The organism is Streptomyces sp. NPDC093071, from assembly GCF_044754545.1.
Lineage (GTDB): Bacteria > Actinomycetota > Actinomycetes > Streptomycetales > Streptomycetaceae > Streptomyces.
The window spans coordinates 401,045-420,649 of sequence record NZ_JBIVPH010000004.1 but is presented as its reverse complement, the minus strand read 5'-3'; the positions used below and the strand labels follow the sequence as shown (position 1 = coordinate 420,649).

The 19,605-nt window shown below is 68.6% G+C and carries 16 protein-coding genes, 2 tRNA genes and 1 pseudogene; 16 read left to right on the top strand and 3 right to left on the bottom strand.

Features of this window, described 5'->3' with window-relative positions:
• The first annotated feature begins 27 nt into the window (after positions 1-27).
• The 5 genes and pseudogenes from ACIQD7_RS18860 to ACIQD7_RS18840 form a co-directional block, all read left to right on the top strand.
• Positions 28-100 (top strand) — tRNA-Met (locus ACIQD7_RS18860).
• A gap of 89 nt (positions 101-189) precedes the next feature.
• Entirely contained in the window at positions 190-354 is a 165-nt protein-coding gene (rpmG, locus tag ACIQD7_RS18855; RefSeq protein WP_003956487.1) for a 50S ribosomal protein L33, read from the top strand.
• Positions 355-437: 83 nt separating this feature from the next.
• On the top strand, positions 438-890 hold the full coding sequence (locus ACIQD7_RS18850; protein ID WP_062752807.1) for a MaoC family dehydratase N-terminal domain-containing protein: 453 nt from the start codon (positions 438-440) through the stop codon (positions 888-890).
• A gap of 2 nt (positions 891-892) precedes the next feature.
• Positions 893-1,321 (top strand): MaoC family dehydratase, encoded by a 429-nt coding sequence (locus tag ACIQD7_RS18845; protein WP_402442800.1) that lies wholly within the window; start codon positions 893-895, stop codon positions 1,319-1,321.
• Positions 1,322-1,367: 46 nt separating this feature from the next.
• Positions 1,368-2,444, top strand: a pseudogene (locus ACIQD7_RS18840) (UDP-N-acetylmuramate dehydrogenase); the annotation flags it as partial.
• A gap of 14 nt (positions 2,445-2,458) precedes the next feature.
• Here the strand turns inward: ACIQD7_RS18840 and ACIQD7_RS18835 are convergent.
• The 3 genes from ACIQD7_RS18835 to ACIQD7_RS18825 all read right to left on the bottom strand — a co-directional run bounded on the left by ACIQD7_RS18835 (position 2,459) and on the right by ACIQD7_RS18825 (position 5,513).
• The gene (locus tag ACIQD7_RS18835; protein WP_402443284.1) at positions 2,459-3,094 is read right to left on the bottom strand and encodes an NAD(P)-dependent oxidoreductase; all 636 of its coding nucleotides are present in this window, start codon (positions 3,092-3,094) and stop codon (positions 2,459-2,461) included.
• 53 nt (positions 3,095-3,147) lie between these two features.
• Positions 3,148-4,170, bottom strand: coding sequence for an adenosine deaminase (locus ACIQD7_RS18830; RefSeq protein WP_402442798.1), 1,023 nt, complete (start codon positions 4,168-4,170; stop codon positions 3,148-3,150).
• 116 nt (positions 4,171-4,286) lie between these two features.
• Complete coding sequence (locus tag ACIQD7_RS18825; protein ID WP_053646258.1) at positions 4,287-5,513, bottom strand: pyridoxal phosphate-dependent aminotransferase; 1,227 nt, start codon at positions 5,511-5,513, stop codon at positions 4,287-4,289.
• A gap of 217 nt (positions 5,514-5,730) precedes the next feature.
• Between ACIQD7_RS18825 and ACIQD7_RS18820 the strand changes: the two genes are divergently transcribed.
• From ACIQD7_RS18820 to rpsL, 11 genes are all read left to right on the top strand, one after another.
• Positions 5,731-5,803 (top strand) — tRNA-Trp (locus tag ACIQD7_RS18820).
• A 103-nt stretch (positions 5,804-5,906) separates the two neighbouring features.
• Complete coding sequence (secE, locus tag ACIQD7_RS18815) at positions 5,907-6,194, top strand: preprotein translocase subunit SecE (protein ID WP_121831426.1); 288 nt, start codon at positions 5,907-5,909, stop codon at positions 6,192-6,194.
• A 44-nt stretch (positions 6,195-6,238) separates the two neighbouring features.
• Positions 6,239-7,099, top strand: coding sequence for a transcription termination/antitermination protein NusG (gene nusG / locus ACIQD7_RS18810; protein ID WP_402442796.1), 861 nt, complete (start codon positions 6,239-6,241; stop codon positions 7,097-7,099).
• 158 nt (positions 7,100-7,257) lie between these two features.
• The gene (gene rplK, locus ACIQD7_RS18805) at positions 7,258-7,692 is read left to right on the top strand and encodes a 50S ribosomal protein L11 (protein ID WP_030318720.1); all 435 of its coding nucleotides are present in this window, start codon (positions 7,258-7,260) and stop codon (positions 7,690-7,692) included.
• A gap of 77 nt (positions 7,693-7,769) precedes the next feature.
• The gene (gene rplA / locus ACIQD7_RS18800) at positions 7,770-8,498 is read left to right on the top strand and encodes a 50S ribosomal protein L1 (protein WP_121831424.1); all 729 of its coding nucleotides are present in this window, start codon (positions 7,770-7,772) and stop codon (positions 8,496-8,498) included.
• 457 nt (positions 8,499-8,955) lie between these two features.
• The gene (rplJ, locus tag ACIQD7_RS18795) at positions 8,956-9,486 is read left to right on the top strand and encodes a 50S ribosomal protein L10 (protein WP_053646191.1); all 531 of its coding nucleotides are present in this window, start codon (positions 8,956-8,958) and stop codon (positions 9,484-9,486) included.
• A gap of 114 nt (positions 9,487-9,600) precedes the next feature.
• On the top strand, positions 9,601-9,984 hold the full coding sequence (gene rplL, locus ACIQD7_RS18790; protein ID WP_121831423.1) for a 50S ribosomal protein L7/L12: 384 nt from the start codon (positions 9,601-9,603) through the stop codon (positions 9,982-9,984).
• A gap of 549 nt (positions 9,985-10,533) precedes the next feature.
• Positions 10,534-14,016: a DNA-directed RNA polymerase subunit beta gene (gene rpoB / locus ACIQD7_RS18785; RefSeq protein WP_121831422.1), complete on the top strand. Its 3,483-nt coding sequence runs from the start codon at positions 10,534-10,536 to the stop codon at positions 14,014-14,016.
• A gap of 100 nt (positions 14,017-14,116) precedes the next feature.
• Positions 14,117-18,016, top strand: a complete 3,900-nt coding sequence (locus ACIQD7_RS18780) for a DNA-directed RNA polymerase subunit beta' (RefSeq protein WP_391052074.1) — start codon at positions 14,117-14,119, stop codon at positions 18,014-18,016.
• 115 nt (positions 18,017-18,131) lie between these two features.
• Positions 18,132-18,962: a hypothetical protein gene (locus ACIQD7_RS18775; RefSeq protein WP_402442792.1), complete on the top strand. Its 831-nt coding sequence runs from the start codon at positions 18,132-18,134 to the stop codon at positions 18,960-18,962.
• A 270-nt stretch (positions 18,963-19,232) separates the two neighbouring features.
• A complete protein-coding gene (rpsL, locus tag ACIQD7_RS18770; RefSeq protein WP_003948652.1) occupies positions 19,233-19,604 on the top strand; it encodes a 30S ribosomal protein S12 in 372 nt (123 codons plus the stop codon).
• Position 19,605: the final 1 nt, after the last annotated feature.

Sequence of the window (19,605 nt, the reverse complement as noted above, 5' to 3'; positions counted from 1 at the left end):
GCCTTCGGGCGGGATCCGGATCATCAAAGCGGTGTAGCTCAGTCGGTAGAGCAAGCGGCTCATAATCGCTGTGTCACCGGTTCAAGTCCGGTCACCGCTACACACGGTAGCCGATTGCGGGGTCGGTCCTTCGATCGGCTACCCTTTTATGCGTTCATCCGTCCAACCGTCCGTCCAAGGAGCACTCACGTGGCTGCCACCGACGTCCGCCCGAAGATCACGCTGGCCTGCGTGGAGTGCAAGGAGCGGAACTACATCACCAAGAAGAACCGGCGTAACAACCCGGACCGTCTTGAGATGAAGAAGCACTGCCCTCGCTGCAACTCGCACACCGCGCACCGCGAGACGCGTTAATCAGGCTCGTACACGAGGCCGTCCCCACTTCGGGGGCGGCCTCGTGTCGTTTGTCGGCAACAAATCCAGGAGGTATCGAGTCCATGGCGCTCGACCAGTCCTTCGTGGGCCGGACCTATCCGCCCACCCCGCCCTACGAGGTCGGCCGCGAGAAGATCCGCGAATTCGCCGAGGCGATCGGGGACGCCAACCCCGCGTACACCGACGCGGAGGCGGCCAAGGCGCTCGGCCACCCCGACGTGATCGCCCCGCCGACCTTCGTGTTCGCCATCACCTTCAAGGCGGCCGGACAGGTCGTCGAGGACCCGCAGCTGGGCCTCGACTACAGCCGGGTCGTCCACGGCGACCAGAAGTTCGTCTACGCCCGTCCCGTACGCGCCGGAGACCGGCTCTCCGTCACCTCCACCATCGAGGCGATCAAGTCGCTGGCGGGCAACGACATCCTGGACATCCGCGGCGAGGTCCACGACGAGACCGGCGAGCACGTCGTCACCGCCTGGACCAAGCTCGTCTCCCGAGCGCCCGAGGAGGCCTGACCATGACCGCGAAGATCGCCTACGACGAGGTCGAGGTCGGCACCGAACTGCCCGCGCAGACCTTCCCCGTGACCCGCGCCACCCTCGTCCGGTACGCCGGCGCCTCCGGGGACTTCAACCCCATCCACTGGAACGAGAAGTTCGCGGTCGGGGTCGGCCTGCCCGACGTCATCGCCCACGGCATGTTCACCATGGCCGAGGCGATCCGCGTCGTCACCGACTGGGCCGGCGACCCCGCCGCCGTCGTCGAGTACGGCGTCCGCTTCACCAAGCCGGTCATCGTTCCCAACGACGACACCGGCGCCCTGATCGAGGTCGCCGCCAAGGTCGCCGCCAAGCTGGACGACGGCCTGGTACGGGTGGACCTCACCGCGACCAGCGCGGGCCAGAAGGTCCTGGGGATGAGCCGGGCCGTGGTGCGGCTCGCCTGACCGACGTCGGACTACGGCTTGCTTTTTCGCCCGCGAAAAAGCAAGCCGTAACCTTGGGCCCGTGCAGCTCCTCAACGACGCCCCCCTCGCCCCCCTCACCACCTTCCGTCTCGGCGGACCCGCCTCCCGGCTCGTCACCGCCACCACCGACGACGAGGTGATCGCCGCCGTCCGCGAGGCCGACGACGCCGGGACGCCGCTGCTGATCATCGGCGGCGGGTCCAACCTGGTCATCGGGGACAAGGGCTTCGACGGCACCGCGCTGCGGATCGCCACCACCGGCTTCTCCCTCGACGGGACCCGCCTGGAGCTGGCCGCCGGAGAGGTCTGGACGGACGCCGTCGCGCGGACCGTCGAGGCCGGGCTCGCCGGGGTCGAGTGCCTCGCCGGGATCCCCGGCTCGGCCGGGGCCACCCCGATCCAGAACGTCGGCGCGTACGGGCAGGACGTCTCCGCCACCGTCACCGAGGTCGTCGCGTACGACCGGACCACGCGCGAGACGGTCACGCTGACCAACGCCGAGTGCGCCTTCTCGTACCGGCACAGCCGCTTCAAGGAGCACCCCGAGCGGTACGTCGTGCTGCGGGTCCGCTTCGAGCTGGAAGACGCCGACGGGCTCTCCGCGCCCATCAAGTACGCCGAGACCGCCCGCGCCCTCGGCGTCGCGGCCGGCGACCGCGTCCCGCTCGCCGCCGCCCGCGAGACCGTCCTGAAGCTGCGCGCCGGGAAGGGCATGGTCCTGGACCCGGAGGACCACGACACCTGGTCGGCCGGCTCCTTCTTCACCAACCCGATCCTCACGGCGGAGCAGTACGGGGCCTTCCTCGCGCGCGTGGCCGAGCGCCTCGGCCCGGACGTCGTCCCGCCCGCCTTCCCCGCCGGGGACGACGGCGACGACGTGAAGACCTCGGCGGCCTGGCTGATCGACCGGGCCGGCTTCACCAAGGGGTACGGCTCCGGGCCCGCCCGGATCTCCACCAAGCACACGCTCGCCCTCACCAACCGGGGCGCGGCGACCACCGAGGACCTGCTCGCCCTCGCCCGCGAGGTCGTCGCCGGGGTGCGCGAGGCCTTCGGGATCACCCTCGTCAACGAGCCCGTCACCGTCGGCGTCGAGATCTAGCACCGCCGGTACGGCTAGTACGCGACGCCCACGCCCTGCTTCAGCGTCGACGGGTCGTCGATCATCGCCAGCATCGCGTGCGCCACGTCCGCGCGGGCCAGGAAGCGGCCCCGGGGCGGGGTGCCGGCGACGGCCGTGCGGTACCGGCCGGTGCCCGGCCCGTCCGTCAGCCGGGGCGGGCGCACGGCGGTCCAGTCGGCGTCGCTCGCGGCCAGGTCCGCCTCCATGGCCCGCAGATCGGCGTACACGTCCTTCAGGACAGCGCTCACGACCGCGCGGGCCGCCCGGTCCACGAGGGCCTGACCCTCCGGGACCGGCCCCAGCGGGGCCGCGCTGACCACCAGGAGGCGGCGCACCTTCTCGGCCTCCATCGCCGCGAGCACCGAGCGGGTCAGCCGGGCCGCCACGCCCGCGTCCGCCCGGCTCCTGGCCCCGAGGCCCGAGAGCACCGCGTCCCGGCCGCCGACCGCCGCGCGCAGCGCCTCGGGATCGGACAGGTCCTCGGCCCGCCGGACCACGAGCCGGGTGCCGCTCACCGCGAGCCGCGCCGGGTTCCGTACGACCGCCGTCACCTCGTGGCCCGCGGCCAGCGCCTGGCGGACGATCTCCCGGCCGGTGCCGCCGGTCGCGCCGAAGACGGTGAGCCTCATCATCCCGTGCCTCCCCCGGGGCAGGACCCGCGCAGAGCCCGCTCAGTGCCCGTTCAGGACCCGATCCAGTCGTCGATGCCCGCGAGCAGCTTCTCGCGTACCCCCTCCGGCGCGGCGGAACCCCGCACCGACTGCCGGGCCAGCTCCGCCAGTTCGACGTCCGTGAAGCCGTGGTGCCGGCGGGCGATCTCGTACTGCGCCGCGAGCCGGGAGCCGAAGAGCAGCGGGTCGTCCGCGCCGAGCGCCATCGGCACCCCCGCGTCGAAGAGGGTCCGCAGCGGTACGTCCTCGTGCCTCTCGTACACCCCGAGGGCCACGTTCGACGCCGGGCAGACCTCGCAGGTCACCCCGCGCTCGGCGAGCCTGCGCAGCAGCCTCGGGTCCTCCGCCGCCCGCACCCCGTGGCCGACCCGCGCCGCCCGCAGGTCGTCCAGGCAGTCCCGCACCGACGCCGGGCCCGTCAGTTCGCCGCCGTGCGGGGCCGCCAGGAGGCCGCCGTCCCGGGCGATCGCGAACGCCCGGTCGAAGTCGCGGGCCATGCCGCGCCGCTCGTCGTTGGAGAGCCCGAAGCCCACCACGCCCCGGTCCGCGAACCGCACCGCGAGCCGGGCCAGGGTGCGCGCCTCCAGGGGGTGCTTCATCCGGTTCGCCGCCACCAGGACCCGCATCCCGAGCCCGGTGTCCCGGGACGCCGACTCGACCGCGTCCAGGATGATCTCCAGGGCCGGGATGAGCCCGCCGAGGTGCGGGGCGTACGAGGTGGGGTCGACCTGGATCTCCAGCCAGCCCGAGCCGTCCCTGACGTCCTCCTCGGCCGCCTCGCGGACGAGCCGCCGGATGTCCTCCGGCGCGCGCAGGCAGGAACGGGCGATGTCGTAGAGCCGCTGGAAGCGGAACCAGCCGCGCTCGTCGGTCGCCCGCAGCTTGGGAGGCGTACCGCTGCTCAGCGCTTCCGGGAGGTGTACGCCGTACTTGTCGGCCAGCTCGATCAGCGTCGTGGGCCGCATCGAACCGGTGAAGTGCAGGTGCAGATGGGCCTTGGGCAACAGGGTGAGGTCGCGGTCGTTGTGCTCCATCGACCGATCCTGCCGCACCCGAATGGGGGAGGACAGCCCCTTTCCCCGATCGGGGGCCTCCCGAACGCAGAAACGGGCCCCGGTTCCGGGGAACCGGGGCCCGCGTGCCGCTGCGATCAGTCCGTCGCCTCGGCCAGGAGCTTCTGGATCCGGGACACGCCCTCCACCAGGTCCTCGTCGCCCAGCGCGTACGACAGGCGCAGGTAGCCCGGGGTGCCGAAGGCCTCGCCCGGGACGACCGCGACCTCGACCTCGTCCAGGATCAGGGCGGCCAGCTCGACGGAGGTCGCCGGACGCTGCCCGCGGATCTCCTTGCCGAGCAGCCCCTTCACCGACGGGTACACGTAGAACGCGCCCTCCGGGGTCGGGCAGACGACGCCGTCGATCTCGTTCAGCATCCGCACGATCGTCTGGCGGCGCCGGTCGAAGGCGGTGCGCATCTCCGCGACCGCGTCCAGGTTCCCGGAGACGGCGGCGAGCGCGGCGACCTGCGCGACGTTGCTCACGTTGGACGTGGCGTGCGACTGGAGGTTCGTGGCGGCCTTCACGACGTCCTTCGGGCCGACGATCCACCCGACGCGCCAGCCCGTCATCGCGTACGTCTTCGCCACGCCGTTGACCACGACGCACTTGTCGCGCAGCTCGGGCACGAGGGCCGGCAGCGAGGTGAACTTCGCGTCGCCGTAGACCAGGTGCTCGTAGATCTCGTCCGTCAGGACCCACAGGCCGTGCTCGACGGCCCAGCGGCCGATCGCCTCGGCGTCGGCCTCGCTGTAGACGGCGCCGGTCGGGTTCGAGGGGGAGACGAAGAGGACGACCTTGGTCTTCTCCGTGCGGGCCGCCTCCAGCTGCTCCACCGAGACCCGGTAGCCGGTCGTCTCGTCGGCCACGACCTCCACCGGCACGCCGCCCGCGAGGCGGATCGACTCGGGGTACGTCGTCCAGTACGGCGCCGGGACGATGACCTCGTCGCCCGGGTCGAGGATCGCGGCGAAGGCCTCGTAGATCGCCTGCTTGCCGCCGTTGGTCACCAGGATCTGGGACGGGTCGACCTCGTAGCCGGAGTCGCGCAGCGTCTTGGCGGCGATGGCGGACTTCAGCTCGGGCAGGCCGCCGGCCGGGGTGTAGCGGTGGTACTTCGGGTTCTTGCAGGCCTCCACGGCCGCCTCGACGATGTAGTCGGGGGTCGGGAAGTCGGGCTCGCCCGCGCCGAAACCGATCACCGGGCGACCGGCGGCCTTGAGGGCCTTGGCCTTGGCGTCGACGGCGAGGGTGGCGGACTCGGAGATCGCACCGATCCGGGCGGAGACCCGACGCTCGGTGGGAGGGGTAGCAGCGCTCATGCGGCCCATCGTCCCAGACCGCGTTCCGGCCGGGCACACAGGTTTCACGGACCGGACAGGAACGGTCATTCCCGGTCGTACGCGCGCCCGTCGGCAGGTCTGCGGCAGGTCGGGGCGGTTTCTGTTCGACGTAGGGGCCCAAGACCACGTATGCTCACTCCTCGTTGGTCCGCACCGCCCGCGTCTCACGATGCGGTAGGTTGGGGCACCGACACAAAGGGTCGTAGCTCAATTGGTAGAGCACCGGTCTCCAAAACCGGCGGTTGGGGGTTCAAGTCCCTCCGGCCCTGCTACACACACCGCCAGGTGTTGTGCGCATGTACGTACTTCATTGCACCGCCGTGCGGCTCCACCCGGGCGCGGCACGGCCGACCCGGAATCAGGTGAGACATCGTGACGGACGCCGTAGGCTCCATCGACACGCCTGATGCCGACGACGAGACCGCAGAGTCGAAGAGGAAGTCCCGCAAGGGCGGGAAGCGCGGGAAGAAGGGTCCTCTGGGCCGCCTCGCGCTCTTCTACCGCCAGATCATCGCGGAGCTCCGCAAGGTCGTCTGGCCCACGCGCAGCCAGCTGTCGACGTACACCACTGTGGTGATCATCTTCGTCGTCATCATGATCGGCCTTGTCACCGTGATTGACTATGGCTTCCAGGAAGCAGTCAAGTACGTCTTCGGCTGACTTTTTGTTCCACCCCATCTGTATCGCAGGAAGAAGCAGCCACCGTGTCTGACGCGAACCTGAACGACGCCTTCGAGTCCGAGCCCGTCGAGGACGAGCTGGACATCGTCGAGGCCGCCGACGAGGACCAGGCCGACGCTGCTGAGGACGCTGCGGACGAGGCCGCCGCCGAGGAGACCGTCGAGGACGAGGTCGCCGCGGACGACGAGGCCGACGAGGACGAGAGCGCCGTCGAGGACGCGGACGAGGCCGCCGAGACCGAGGAAGAGGCCGAGGAGGCCGCTCCGGTCGACCCGGTCGCCGCGCTCCGCGAGGAGCTGCGCACCCTCCCCGGCGAGTGGTACGTCATCCACACCTACGCGGGCTACGAGAAGCGCGTGAAGGCCAACCTGGAGCAGCGCGCCGTCTCGCTCAACGTCGAGGACTTCATCTACCAGGCCGAGGTCCCCGAGGAAGAGATCGTCCAGATCAAGGGCGGCGAGCGGAAGAACGTCAAGCAGAACAAGCTCCCCGGCTACGTGCTCGTCCGCATGGACCTCACGAACGAGTCCTGGGGCGTCGTCCGCAACACCCCCGGCGTCACCGGCTTCGTGGGCAACGCCTACGACCCGTACCCGCTGACCCTGGACGAGATCGTCAAGATGCTCGCCCCGGAGGCCGAGGAGAAGGCCGCCCGCGAGGCCGCCGAGGCCGAGGGCAAGCCGGCTCCGGCCCGCAAGCTGGAGGTCCAGGTCCTGGACTTCGAGGTCGGCGACTCGGTCACCGTCACCGACGGCCCCTTCGCCACCCTCCAGGCCACGATCAACGAGATCAACGCCGACTCGAAGAAGGTCAAGGGCCTCGTCGAGATCTTCGGCCGCGAGACTCCGGTCGAGCTCAGCTTCGACCAGATCCAGAAGAACTGATCACACGGTCTTCCGAGCAGGTCAGAGCGGCTGTGACAGCCGCTCTGACCTGCTCGGTTTTTAGCCGCACCTCTATACCCGTTATCGTTGTGCGGTATGCCTGCATCCGGATGTCCGGATGGCGGGCCGAACACTCTCACTAGGACCCGGAGAGAGCAATGCCTCCCAAGAAGAAGAAGGTCACGGGGCTTATCAAGCTCCAGATCAACGCCGGTGCGGCCAACCCGGCCCCGCCGGTCGGCCCCGCACTGGGTCAGCACGGCGTCAACATCATGGAGTTCTGCAAGGCCTACAACGCCGCGACCGAGTCGCAGCGTGGCATGGTCGTGCCGGTGGAGATCACGGTCTACGAGGACCGTTCCTTCACCTTCATCACCAAGACTCCGCCGGCCGCCAAGCTGATCCTCAAGGCCGCGGGTGTGGACAAGGGCTCCGGCGAGCCGCACAAGACCAAGGTCGCCAAGCTCACCGCCGCCCAGGTCCGCGAGATCGCCACGGTCAAGCTCCCCGACCTGAACGCCAACGACCTGGACGCCGCGTCCAAGATCATCGCTGGCACCGCCCGTTCCATGGGCATCACGGTCGAGGGCTGATCAGCCCCCTCGTGACCCAGTGGTAGGGCCGGCGCGGCCCGCACCACGACTCCATACCTGAAACAACAGGAGAAGAAGTGAAGCGCAGCAAGGCTCTCCGCGGCGCGGACGCCAAGGTCGACCGCGAGCGGAACTACGCTCCCCTCGAGGCCGTCCGTCTCGCCAAGGACACCGCCACCACGAAGTTCGACGGCACCGTCGAGGTCGCCTTCCGCCTGGGTGTCGACCCGCGCAAGGCCGACCAGATGGTCCGTGGCACCGTGAACCTCCCGCACGGCACCGGCAAGACCGCCCGGGTCCTGGTCTTCGCGACCGGTGAGCGTGCCGAGGCCGCGATCGCCGCGGGCGCCGACATCGTCGGCTCCGACGAGCTCATCGACGAGATCTCCAAGGGCAACCGCCTGAACGAGTTCGACGCCGTGGTGGCCACCCCGGACCTCATGGGCAAGGTCGGCCGCCTCGGCCGCGTCCTCGGCCCGCGTGGTCTCATGCCGAACCCGAAGGTCGGCACCGTCACCCCCGACGTGGCGAAGGCCGTCAACGAGATCAAGGGCGGCAAGATCGAGTTCCGCGTCGACAAGCACTCGAACCTGCACTTCATCATCGGCAAGGTCTCCTTCGACGAGACGAAGCTGGTCGAGAACTACGCCGCGGCCCTGGAGGAGATCCTCCGTCTGAAGCCGTCCGCCGCCAAGGGCCGCTACATCAAGAAGGCGACCCTGACGACGACGATGGGCCCCGGCATCCCGCTGGACTCCAACCGCACCCGCAACCTCCTCGTCGAGGAGGACCCGGCCGCGGTCTGAGCCCCAACGGCTCGCTGAAGTGGTCAGCCGGCCCCGCACCTCTCCGGAGGCGCGGGGCCGGCTTCTCGCCGTTCCCGGCCCTCCCCACCCCTCCTGGCCCTTCCGGCCCTCCCGGTCCTTCCGGCCCTCCCGGCCCTCCCGGCCCTTCCGGCCCTCCCGGTCCTCCCGGTCCTTCCGGCCCCCCCGGAGGGCCGATCAGGGCCGATTTGCTCCCGGGCGACCCGGTCGCGTACTCTTCCGGAGAAGCCAAAGACCGCTGGTCGTCTCTGCGCCCATCAGGGTGCGGTGGCCGAAGGATTCGCTGAGAGATGCGAACGACCCGCGCAGGTGACTGTGGAAGAGTTCCCGATTCCCCGCGGATCGGTCGAGCTGAGCCCCGTGCGCCTGCGCCCGGGGCGTTTTGTTTTGTCAGCCCCTTCTGAGCGGTCCTCATCACCCGGAAGGAGGCCGACGCTCTATGGCAAGGCCCGACAAGGCTGCCGCGGTAGCCGAGCTTGAGGACCAGTTCCGCAGCTCGAACGCCGCCGTGCTGACCGAGTACCGGGGTCTCACCGTGGCGCAGCTCAAGACGCTGCGTCGTTCGCTCGGTGAGAACGCCCAGTACGCCGTGGTGAAGAACACGCTGACCAAGATTGCGGCCAACCAGGCCGGGATCACCGCGCTGGACGAGCACTTCGCTGGTCCGACCGCGGTCGCCTTCATCACCGGTGACCCGGTGGAGTCGGCGAAGAGCCTGCGTGACTTCGCCAAGGAGAACCCGAATCTCATCATCAAGGGCGGTGTCCTTGACGGCAAGGCGCTGTCCGCCGATGAGATCAAGAAGCTCGCGGACCTCGAGTCCCGCGAGGTTCTGCTCAGCAAGCTGGCCGGCGCGTTCAAGGGCAAGCAGTCCCAGGCTGCCTCGCTCTTCCAGGCGCTGCCGTCGAAGTTCGTCCGCACCGCGGAGGCGCTTCGCGTCAAGCTCGCCGAGCAGGGCGGTGCCGAGTAATTCGGCTCGCGCATTGATCCGCGTCACTCTCGTGCGCGGATCGCAGCGGGCCGACAGTACGCCCGCCTCTCTATACATCCGGCACCTGCCGAATTAGTGGAAGGATCGCCCATCATGGCGAAGCTCACCCAGGACGAACTCCTCGCCCAGTTCGAGGAGCTCACCCTCATCGAGCTCTCCGAGTTCGTGAAGGCCTTCGAGGAGAAGTTCGACGTCACCGCCGCCGCGGCCGTCGCCGTCGCCGGCCCGGGCGCCCCGGCCGCCGCTGCCGAGGCCGAGGCCGAGCAGGACGAGTTCGACGTCATCCTCGAGGGTGCCGGCGACAAGAAGATCCAGGTCATCAAGGTCGTGCGCGAGCTCACCTCCCTGGGCCTCAAGGAGGCCAAGGACCTGGTCGACGGCACCCCGAAGCCGGTCCTCGAGAAGGTCGCGAAGGACGTCGCCGAGAAGGCCGCCGAGTCCCTCAAGGCCGCCGGCGCCTCCGTCACGGTCAAGTAAGGCCGTTTCGAGTCGCTGCAGCTGACTCCTGCTCCCGTGTAACGCGGGAGCACCGAAGGGCGATCATCCACATGGGTGGTCGCCTTTCGGCGTTCCCGGACACGGGCGTGGCGGGCGTCCCGGGGGCCGTCGGAAGCGGAGTATGGTGATCTTCGCCGTGCGTCCCGCGGAGCGGGGCCCCTTGACGAACCGCACGCAGCGCGCAATTCTCAGGACGCGTCGTCACAACGATCCGTATCCGAGGCATGGATCGACGACGGAACGGGCAGTATCGAGGTGCGCCGCACGGCGCGAAGTAGCGCGGAGTTGAGAGCAACGAGGGTCGCGAAGAACTCGCCCTGGACATCAGTGAGCCAAGTGGCTACACTGACCCTTTGCGCTGCCTGTTAGCTGCCCCCTGCCCGTCACCAGGGGCATACCTTCGCATCCGCTTCATCGGCCGACCCCTTCTGACCTGGCCTTTCGGTCATTTCAGGAAACGTCTGCCCTGGAGCTCTGCTGGGGACCGGTACGCGCGTAGTGAGTCCGAGCCCTCGGAAGGACCCCCTCTTGGCCGCCTCGCGCAACGCCTCGACCAATACGAACAACGGCGCAAGCACCGCCCCGCTGCGCATCTCCTTTGCAAAGATCAAGGAGCCCCTCGAGGTTCCGAACCTCCTCGCGCTGCAGACCGAGAGCTTTGACTGGCTGCTCGGCAACGCCGCCTGGAAGGCTCGCGTCGAGGCTGCCCTTGAGTCGGGACAGGACGTCCCCACGAAGTCCGGTCTGGAGGAGATCTTCGAGGAGATCTCCCCGATCGAGGACTTCTCCGGGTCGATGTCGCTGACCTTCCGCGACCACCGCTTCGAGCCGCCGAAGAACTCGATCGACGAGTGCAAGGACCGTGACTTCACGTACGGCGCCCCGCTCTTCGTCACCGCCGAGTTCACCAACAACGAGACCGGCGAGATCAAGTCCCAGACGGTCTTCATGGGCGACTTCCCGCTCATGACCAACAAGGGCACCTTCGTCATCAACGGCACCGAGCGTGTCGTGGTGTCGCAGCTGGTCCGTTCGCCGGGCGTCTACTTCGACTCCTCGATCGACAAGACGTCCGACAAGGACATCTTCTCCGCCAAGATCATCCCGTCCCGGGGTGCCTGGCTGGAGATGGAGATCGACAAGCGCGACCTGGTCGGTGTCCGCATCGACCGCAAGCGCAAGCAGTCCGTCACCGTCCTCCTGAAGGCCCTCGGCTGGACCACCGAGCAGATCCTCCAGGAGTTCGGCGAGTACGAGTCCATGCGCGCCACCCTGGAGAAGGACCACACCCAGGGCCAGGACGACGCGCTGCTCGACATCTACCGCAAGCTCCGTCCGGGCGAGCCGCCGACCCGTGAGGCCGCTCAGACGCTGCTCGAGAACCTCTACTTCAACCCGAAGCGCTACGACCTCGCGAAGGTCGGCCGCTACAAGGTGAACAAGAAGCTCGGCGCGGACGAGCCGCTGGACGCCGGCGTGCTCACCACCGACGACGTCATCGCCACGATCAAGTACCTCGTGAAGCTCCACGCGGGCGAGACCGAGACGATCGGCGAGAACGGCAACGAGATCGTCGTCGAGACCGACGACATCGACCACTTCGGCAACCGTCGTCTGCGCAACGTCGGCGAGCTCATCCAGAACCAGGTCCGCACGGGTCTGGCCCGGATGGAGCGCGTCGTCCGCGAGCGGATGACCACCCAGGACGTCGAGGCGATCACGCCGCAGACCCTGATCAACATCCGGCCGGTCGTCGCCTCCATCAAGGAGTTCTTCGGCACCAGCCAGCTGTCGCAGTTCATGGACCAGAACAACCCGCTGTCGGGCCTGACGCACAAGCGTCGTCTCTCGGCCCTCGGCCCGGGTGGTCTGTCCCGTGAGCGGGCCGGCTTCGAGGTCCGAGACGTGCACCCGTCCCACTACGGACGCATGTGCCCGATCGAGACCCCCGAAGGCCCGAACATCGGTCTGATCGGTTCGCTCGCCTCGTACGGCCGCGTCAACGCGTTCGGCTTCATCGAGACGCCGTACCGCAAGGTCGTCGATGGCCAGGTCACCGACGAGGTCGACTACGTCACCGCCGACGAGGAGGACCGCTTCGTCATCGCGCAGGCCAACGCCGCGCTCGACGACGAGCTGCGCTTCTCCGAGAACCGCGTCCTGGTCCGCAAGCGCGGCGGCGAGGTCGACTACGTCGAGCCGTCGGACGTGGACTACATGGACGTCTCGCCGCGCCAGATGGTGTCGGTCGCGACCGCCATGATCCCCTTCCTGGAGCACGACGACGCCAACCGTGCCCTCATGGGCGCGAACATGATGCGGCAGGCCGTGCCGCTCATCAAGTCCGAGGCCCCGCTCGTCGGCACCGGCATGGAGTACCGCTGCGCCACCGACGCCGGCGACGTGCTCAAGGCCGAGAAGGACGGCGTCGTCCAGGAGCTGTCGGCCGACTACATCACGGTCGCCAACGACGACGGCACGTACATCACGTACCGCCTGCACAAGTTCTCCCGCTCGAACCAGGGCACCTCGGTGAACCAGAAGGTCGTCGTGGACGAGGGCGACCGCGTCATCGAGGGCCAGGTCCTCGCCGACGGCCCCGCCACCGAAGACGGCGAGATGGCGCTCGGCAAGAACCTGCTCGTGGCGTTCATGCCGTGGGAGGGCCACAACTACGAGGACGCGATCATCCTGTCGCAGCGCCTCGTGCAGGACGACGTCCTCTCCTCGATCCACATCGAGGAGCACGAGGTCGACGCCCGTGACACCAAGCTGGGCCCCGAGGAGATCACCCGGGACATCCCGAACGTCTCCGAGGAGGTCCTCGCCGACCTCGACGAGCGCGGCATCATCCGCATCGGTGCCGAGGTCGTCGCCGGCGACATCCTGGTCGGCAAGGTCACGCCCAAGGGCGAGACCGAGCTGACCCCGGAGGAGCGCCTGCTCCGCGCGATCTTCGGCGAGAAGGCGCGCGAGGTCCGCGACACCTCCCTGAAGGTGCCCCACGGCGAGATCGGCAAGATCATCGGCGTGCGCGTCTTCGACCGCGAGGAGGGCGACGAGCTTCCCCCGGGCGTGAACCAGCTGGTCCGCGTCTACGTCGCCCAGAAGCGCAAGATCACCGACGGTGACAAGCTCGCCGGCCGTCACGGCAACAAGGGCGTCATCTCGAAGATCCTGCCGATCGAGGACATGCCGTTCCTGGAGGACGGCACCCCGGTCGACATCATCCTCAACCCCCTCGGCGTCCCGTCCCGAATGAACCCGGGACAGGTCCTGGAGATCCACCTCGGCTGGCTCGCCAGCCGCGGCTGGGACGTCTCCGGCCTCGCGGACGAGTGGGCGCAGCGCCTCCAGGCGATCGGCGCCGACCAGGTCGCCCCCGGCACCAACGTCGCGACCCCGGTCTTCGACGGTGCGCGCGAGGACGAGCTCGCGGGTCTGCTCAACCACACCATCCCGAACCGCGACGGCGAGCGCATGGTGCTCCCGACCGGCAAGGCGAGGCTGTTCGACGGCCGCTCCGGCGAGCCGTTCCCGGACCCGATCTCCGTCGGGTACATGTACATCCTCAAGCTCCACCACCTGGTCGACGACAAGCTCCACGCCCGTTCGACCGGCCCGTACTCGATGATCACCCAGCAGCCGCTGGGTGGTAAGGCCCAGTTCGGTGGCCAGCGCTTCGGTGAGATGGAGGTGTGGGCGCTGGAGGCGTACGGCGCCGCGTACGCCCTCCAGGAGCTGCTGACGATCAAGTCCGACGACGTGACCGGCCGCGTGAAGGTCTACGAGGCCATCGTCAAGGGCGAGAACATCCCTGAGCCCGGCATCCCCGAGTCCTTCAAGGTGCTCATCAAGGAGATGCAGTCCCTGTGCCTCAACGTGGAGGTGCTGTCCTCGGACGGCATGTCCATCGAGATGCGCGACACCGACGAGGACGTCTTCCGCGCAGCGGAGGAGCTCGGCATCGACCTGTCCCGGCGCGAGCCGAGCAGCGTCGAAGAGGTCTGACGGGAGTCCGGCCGGGGGGACCCGTCAAGGTCCTCCCGCCGGCCCCAGGACCCCCGTATCAGACCCACAGCCTTACAACCCTGAGAGGGATTGACGCATAGTGCTCGACGTCAACTTCTTCGACGAGCTCCGGATCGGTCTGGCCACCGCTGACGACATCCGTCAGTGGAGCCACGGCGAGGTCAAGAAGCCGGAGACCATCAACTACCGCACGCTCAAGCCCGAGAAGGACGGACTCTTCTGCGAGAAGATCTTCGGTCCGACCCGGGACTGGGAGTGCTACTGCGGCAAGTACAAGCGTGTCCGCTTCAAGGGCATCATCTGTGAACGGTGTGGCGTCGAGGTCACCCGCGCCAAGGTGCGCCGCGAGCGGATGGGCCACATCGAGCTCGCCGCTCCCGTCACCCACATCTGGTACTTCAAGGGCGTCCCGTCGCGCCTCGGATACCTGCTCGACCTCGCCCCGAAGGACCTGGAGAAGGTCATCTACTTCGCGGCGTACATGATCACGTACGTCGACGACGAGCGCCGTACGCGTGACCTGCCCTCCCTGGAGGCGCACGTCTCCGTCGAGCGCCAGCAGATCGAGAACCGTCGCGACTCCGACCTGGAGGCCCGCGCCAAGAAGCTCGAGAACGACCTGGGCGAGCTGGAGGCCGAGGGCGCCAAGGCCGACGTGCGCCGCAAGGTGCGCGAGGGTGCCGAGCGCGAGATGAAGCAGCTGCGCGACCGCGCGCAGCGCGAGATCGACCGTCTGGACGAGGTCTGGTCGCGCTTCAAGAACCTCAAGGTCCAGGACCTGGAGGGCGACGAGCTCCTCTACCGCGAGCTGCGTGACCGCTTCGGCACGTACTTCGACGGCTCGATGGGCGCCGCGGCGCTGCAGAAGCGCCTGGAGTCCTTCGACCTGGAGGAGGAGGCCGAGCGCCTCCGCGAGATCATCCGCACCGGCAAGGGCCAGAAGAAGACCCGTGCGCTCAAGCGCCTCAAGGTCGTCTCGGCGTTCCTGCAGACCGCGAACAGCCCCAAGGGCATGGTTCTCGACTGCGTGCCGGTCATCCCGCCGGACCTGCGTCCGATGGTGCAGCTGGACGGTGGCCGCTTCGCGACCTCCGACCTGAACGACCTGTACCGCCGCGTGATCAACCGCAACAACCGCCTGAAGCGGCTTCTCGACCTCGGCGCGCCCGAGATCATCGTGAACAACGAGAAGCGGATGCTCCAGGAGGCGGTCGACGCCCTCTTCGACAACGGCCGTCGCGGTCGCCCGGTGACGGGCCCCGGCAACCGTCCGCTGAAGTCCCTCAGCGACATGCTGAAGGGCAAGCAGGGTCGTTTCCGTCAGAACCTGCTCGGCAAGCGAGTCGACTACTCGGCCCGTTCCGTCATCGTCGTCGGCCCGCAGCTCAAGCTGCACCAGTGCGGTCTGCCGAAGGCCATGGCGCTGGAGCTCTTCAAGCCGTTCGTGATGAAGCGCCTGGTCGACCTGAACCACGCGCAGAACATCAAGAGCGCCAAGCGGATGGTCGAGCGCGGCCGCACGGTCGTGTACGACGTCCTCGAAGAGGTCATCGCCGAGCACCCGGTCCTGCTGAACCGTGCGCCCACGCTGCACCGCCTCGGCATCCAGGCCTTCGAGCCGCAGCTGGTCGAGGGCAAGGCCATCCAGATCCACCCGCTCGTCTGCACCGCGTTCAACGCGGACTTCGACGGTGACCAGATGGCCGTCCACCTGCCGCTCTCCGCGGAGGCGCAGGCCGAGGCCCGCATCCTGATGCTGTCCTCGAACAACATCCTCAAGCCGGCCGACGGCCGTCCGGTCACGATGCCGACCCAGGACATGGTCCTCGGTCTGTTCTTCCTGACCACCGACGGCGAGCTCCGTGACACCAAGGGCGAGGGCCGCGCGTTCGGCTCCACGGCCGAGGCGATCATGGCGTTCGACGCCGGCGAGCTCGCGCTGCAGTCGCCGATCGACATCCGCTTCCCGGTGGGCACCATCCCGCCGCGCGGCTGGACCCCGCCGGCGCGCGAGGAGGGCGAGCCCGAGTGGCAGCAGGGGGACTCGTTCCGCCTGCGCACCACCCTGGGTCGCGCGCTCTTCAACGAGCTGCTGCCCGAGGACTACCCGTTCGTCGACTACTCGGTGGGCAAGAAGCAGCTCTCCGAGATCGTCAACGACCTGGCCGAGCGCTACCCCAAGGTCATCGTGGCGGCGACGCTCGACAACCTGAAGGCGTCCGGCTTCTTCTGGGCGACCCGCTCCGGCGTCACCGTGGCCATCTCCGACGTCGTCGTCCCCGAGGCGAAGAAGGAGATCGTCGCCGGGTACGAGGCGCAGGACGAGAAGGTCCAGAAGCAGTACGAGCGCGGTCTGATCACCAAGGAAGAGCGCACGCAGGAGCTCATCGCGATCTGGACCAAGGCGACCAACGAGGTCGCCGAGGCGATGAACGCGAACTTCCCCAAGACCAACCCCATCTTCATGATGGTCGACTCGGGCGCCCGAGGAAACATGATGCAGATGCGGCAGATCGCGGGTATGCGCGGTCTGGTGTCGAACGCGAAGAACGAGACCATCCCGCGTCCCATCAAGGCGTCCTTCCGCGAGGGCCTCTCCGTCCTCGAGTACTTCATCTCGACGCACGGTGCCCGTAAGGGTCTCGCCGACACCGCCCTGCGTACCGCCGACTCGGGTTACCTGACCCGTCGTCTGGTGGACGTCTCGCAGGACGTCATCATCCGCGAGGAGGACTGCGGCACCGAGCGCGGTCTGAAGCTGCGGATCGCGGCGAAGGACGAGACGGGTGTCCTGCGCAAGACCGAGGACGTCGAGACCTCCGTGTACGCGCGGATGCTCGCCGAGGACGTCGTCGTGGACGGCAAGGTCATCGCGCCGGCCAACGTCGACCTGGGCGACGTGCTCATCGACGCCCTGGTCAACGCGGGCGTCGAGGAGGTCAAGACCCGTTCGGTCCTGACCTGCGAGTCCGCCGTCGGCACCTGTGCGTTCTGCTACGGCCGTTCGCTCGCCACCGGCAAGCTCGTCGACATCGGCGAGGCGGTCGGCATCATCGCCGCCCAGTCCATCGGTGAGCCCGGTACCCAGCTGACGATGCGTACCTTCCACACCGGTGGTGTGGCCGGTGACGACATCACCCAGGGTCTGCCCCGTGTCGTCGAGCTCTTCGAGGCCCGGCAGCCGAAGGGTGTCGCCCCGATCTCGGAGGCGGCCGGCCGCGTCCGCATCGAGGAGACCGAGAAGACCAAGAAGATCGTCGTCACCCCGGACGACGGCACCGACGAGACGGCGTTCCCGATCTCGAAGCGTGCCCGTCTGCTCGTGGGCGAGGGCGACCACGTCGAGGTGGGCCAGAAGCTCACCGTGGGTGCCACCAACCCGCACGACGTGCTCCGGATCCTCGGTCAGCGCGCGGTCCAGGTCCACCTGGTCGGCGAAGTCCAGAAGGTCTACAACTCGCAGGGCGTGTCGATCCACGACAAGCACATCGAGATCATCATCCGGCAGATGCTGCGCCGCGTGACGATCATCGAGTCCGGCGACGCGGAGCTGCTTCCGGGCGAGCTGGTCGAGCGGTCGAAGTTCGAGACCGAGAACCGTCGTGTGGTCACCGAGGGCGGTCACCCCGCCTCCGGCCGTCCGCAGCTGATGGGCATCACCAAGGCCTCGCTGGCGACGGAGTCCTGGCTGTCGGCCGCCTCCTTCCAGGAGACGACCCGAGTGCTGACGGACGCGGCGATCAACGCCAAGTCCGACAGCCTCATCGGCCTCAAGGAGAACGTCATCATCGGTAAGCTCATCCCGGCCGGTACGGGTCTGTCCCGCTACCGCAACATCCGGGTCGAGCCGACCGAAGAGGCCAAGGCCGCGATGTACTCGGCCGTCGGCTACGACGACATCGACTACTCGCCGTTCGGCTCGGGCTCCGGCCAGGCCGTTCCGCTGGAGGACTACGACTACGGTCCGTACAACCAGTAAGCGAGTCGCTTGATACCGAAGGGCGGCCGCCCCGTTTCGTACGGGGTGGCCGCCCTTCGGCGTGTTCCGGTCCCTTCGGTAGGTTGGCGGCCCCGCCCGACCGAGGAGCCGCCCCGTGACCGCCCGTCCCCGCCCCCGCCTGCTGTACGTCACGGACCTCGCCTATCCGGCCCGGGGGAGGCGCTACGGCGACGAGGACGTGGCGCTCACCGCCCGGCTGCGGGAGGACTTCGACCTGGCGCTCTGCCATCCGCTCGACGCCGCCGCCCTCATGGACGCCTTCGACGCCGTCGTCGTCCGCAACAGCGGCCCGGTGCTCGGCTACCCGAAGGAGTACGAGGCCTTCCGCGAGCGGGCCCGCGCCCTCGGCACCCGCGTCTACAACCCCCTGCACGGCCGCGGCGACATGGCCGGCAAGCGGTACCTGCTCGACCTCACCGTCGCCGGGTACCCCGTCATCCCCACCGTCGACCGGCCCGAGGACCTGGACCGCCTGCCCGGAGCCGCGTCGTACGCGGTCAAGCCCCGGACCGGCGCCGACTCCATGGGGCTGCGCTTCCTGCCGTACGAGGAGCTCGCCGGCCTCGCGTACGGCGAGGTCCTCGTCCAGCCGCGCGTCGACTTCCGGTACGAGGTCTCCTTCTACTTCGTCGACGACCTCTTCCAGTACGCCCTGTACGCCCCCGACCCCGAGCGCCGCTGGGTCCTGGAGCCGTACGAGCCGACCGCCGACGACCTCGCCTTCGCGCGCCGCTTCGTCGACTGGAACACCCTCGACCACGGCGTCCAGCGCGTCGACGCCTGCCGCGCCCCCGACGGCGGGTTGCTCCTCGTCGAGCTGGAGGACCTCAACCCGTACCTCTCGCTCGACCGGGTGCCGGAGGAGACCCGGGAGGGGTTCGCCGCGGCCCTCGTCGGCTCCCTGCACCGCTACCTGGCGGCGTGAGGGCCGCCGGGCCCGATCCCGATCATGTGCCCGTGAGCATTTGTTTTGACCGGAGTCCGTGCGATAGGTACGCTCAGACCTTGTGCCTGGGGTGTGCCTGGGCTCGCGTGCGTGTCTTCCACCGCAAGGCGAGTCATATATCGGCCACCGCGATCCGTGCCGTTCCTTCCGCTTCCGGCGGAGGTCCGCGGGATTCGACACACCCGACCGCGTGGGTCGGTGAATGTTCCAGGTTAGTTGTACCGACGGCACACAGAAACCGGAGAAGTAGTGCCTACGATCCAGCAGCTGGTCCGCAAGGGCCGGCAGGACAAGGTCGAGAAGAACAAGACGCCCGCACTCGAGGGTTCCCCTCAGCGCCGCGGCGTCTGCACGCGTGTGTTCACGACCACCCCGAAGAAGCCGAACTCGGCCCTCCGTAAGGTCGCGCGTGTGCGTCTGACCTCGGGCATCGAGGTCACGGCCTACATCCCGGGTGAGGGTCACAACCTGCAGGAGCACTCGATCGTGCTCGTGCGCGGTGGCCGTGTGAAGGACCTGCCGGGTGTTCGCTACAAGATCATCCGCGGTTCCCTCGACACGCAGGGCGTCAAGAACCGTAAGCAGGCTCGCAGCCGCTACGGCGCCAAGAAGGAGAAGTAAG